Source organism: Cellulomonas hominis (assembly GCF_005239125.1).
Classification (GTDB): Bacteria; Actinomycetota; Actinomycetes; order Actinomycetales; family Cellulomonadaceae; genus Cellulomonas; species Cellulomonas hominis_A.
Map to the genome: position 1 here is coordinate 1 of NZ_SZYE01000312.1, position 2,238 is coordinate 2,238.

General features: G+C 78.7%; 1 protein-coding gene. It reads left to right on the forward strand.

Annotated elements, in window-relative coordinates:
* Positions 1-118: 118 nt before the first annotated feature.
* Positions 119-2,083: a heavy metal translocating P-type ATPase gene (locus tag FA014_RS19230; protein WP_154731211.1), complete on the forward strand. Its 1,965-nt coding sequence runs from the start codon at positions 119-121 to the stop codon at positions 2,081-2,083.
* The last annotated feature ends 155 nt before the right edge of the window (positions 2,084-2,238 follow it).

A 2,238-nucleotide genomic window follows, 5' to 3' on the forward strand; every position in this document is an offset into this window, starting at 1 on the left:
CGCGGGCCGCGAGGCGTCCGGGCGAGACGGGGCGGGGCCCGCTGTCCGTTGAGCCCGCCGCCCACCCGGTCTACGGTGGGGGCGCGCGACCTCGTCGCGCGGGCGGGGGGACGCCACGATGGTCGAGGCGACGCGCGAGCCGACCGCGGCGCGCGTGCGCCCGGCGCCGGGACGCCCCGCGCGGCTCGCCCGCCGGTACCCCCTCGTGGTCGCCACGGTCGTCGTCGCGGTGGTCACCGTCGTCCTCGCCGCCGCCGGCGCGCGGGACGCGGCCCGCTGGCTGGCCTCCGGGTGGACGCTCGTCGTCGCGGTCCGCGTGTCCCTCGGCATGGTCCGGGACCTGCGTGCCGGGCACTGGGGCGTCGACGTGCTCGCGGTCAGCGCGATGGTGGCGACCGTCGTCGTCGGGGAGTACGTCGCGGCGCTCGTGGTCGTCCTCATGCTCACCGGCGGGGAGGCCCTGGAGGACTTCGCCGCGCACCGGGCGCGCGGCGAGCTCCGGGCGCTGCTGGAGCGGGCGCCGACGGTCGTGCACCTGCTCGGGCCCGACGACGAGCCGCAGGACGTGCCCGTCGCGCAGGTCGTCCCGGGCGACCGCCTGCTCGTCCGCCCCGCCGAGGTGGTGCCGGTCGACGGCGAGCTCGAGACGCCGGCCGCCGACTTCGACGAGTCGTCGCTGACGGGCGAGAGCCTGCCGGTCGCCCACCGCGCCGGGGACGCCGTGCTCTCGGGGGTGCTCGCCACCCAGAGCGCCGTCGTCGTCCGCGCGACCTCGGCCGCCGCGGACAGCCAGTACGCCCGGATCGTCGCGATGGTCCAGGAGGCCGCCGAGTCGCGGGCGCCCGTCGTGCGGCTCGCCGACCGGTACGCCGTGCCGTTCACGCTGCTGGCCTTCGCGATCGCCGCCGCGGCCGGGTGGTGGCACGGGGACGCGGTCGTCGTCGCCGAGGTCCTCGTCGTCGCGACCCCGTGCCCGCTGCTGATCGCCGCGCCGGTCGCGTTCCTCGGCGGGATGAGCCGGGCCGCGCACGCCGGGGTGATCATCAAGGACGCCGGGACGCTCGAGCGCCTCGCCGCGGTGCGCTCGGCGGCGTTCGACAAGACCGGCACCCTGACGTACGGCCGGCCCGAGCTGCGCGCCGTGCACGCCGAGCCGGGCTGGACCCGCGACGAGCTCCTGCGGCTGGCGGCGTCGGCGGAGCAGTACTCCACGCACGTGCTCGCGACGTCGGTGCGCGGGGCGGCGGCGGCGCGCGGGCTCGTGCTGAGCCCGGCGGACGCGGCGCGCGAGGAGGCGACGAACCGCGTCACCGCGACGGTGGACGGGCACCTGGTCGTCGTCGGCAAGCGCGCGCACGTCGCGTCGGTCGCCGAGGGCGTCCGCACCCAGCCGCTCGGGCCCGGGGAGCTCGCCGTGTACGTGGCCGTGGACGGCCGGGCGGCCGGCGCCCTCGTCATGAGCGACCGCCCGCGGGACGACGCCCGGGCGACGATGACCGAGCTGGCCCGGCTCGGCGTCGAGGAGCGCGTGGTGCTCAGCGGGGACGCCCTGCCGACCGTGTCCCACGTCGCGGCGGAGGTCGGGCTCACCCGGGTGCACGCCGAGTGCCTGCCGCAGGACAAGGTCCGCCTGGTGCGCGAGCTCACCGCCCGCCCGGTGATGATGGTCGGCGACGGCGTCAACGACGCCCCCGTCCTGGCCGCGGCCGACGTGGGCGTGGCCATGGGCGCCCGCGGGTCGACGGCGGCGAGCGAGTCCGCGGACGTCGTGATCATGACCGAGGACCTGCGCAGGACCGCGACCGCGATCCGGGTCGGCCGCCGGACGATGCGGGTGGCCCTGCAGAGCATCTGGCTCGGCATCGCGCTGTCGGTGCTCCTCATGGGCGTCGCCGCGACCGGGGTCCTGCCGGCCGTCGCCGGCGCCCTGTCGCAGGAGGCCGTCGACCTGCTCTCCATCCTCAACGCGCTGCGCGCCCTGCGGCCGGGTCGCGACGACGACGAGCGCCGCGGCGCGCCGGACGCGGGGCGGCCGGCGAGCCGGGTCGCCCCCGCCGCCGACCGTGTCCCCGGGACCCCGTAGCCTCCAGGCGTGCAGATCCTCGACGACGGCGTCCTCGCGCTGAGCGCGAGCGACCTGGCCGCCGCGGCGGCGTGCCCGTACGCGGTCGTCCGCGCCCTCGACGCCGCCCTCGGCCGCGGCCCGGCCGTGCCCCGCGCGGTCGACCCCACCGCCGC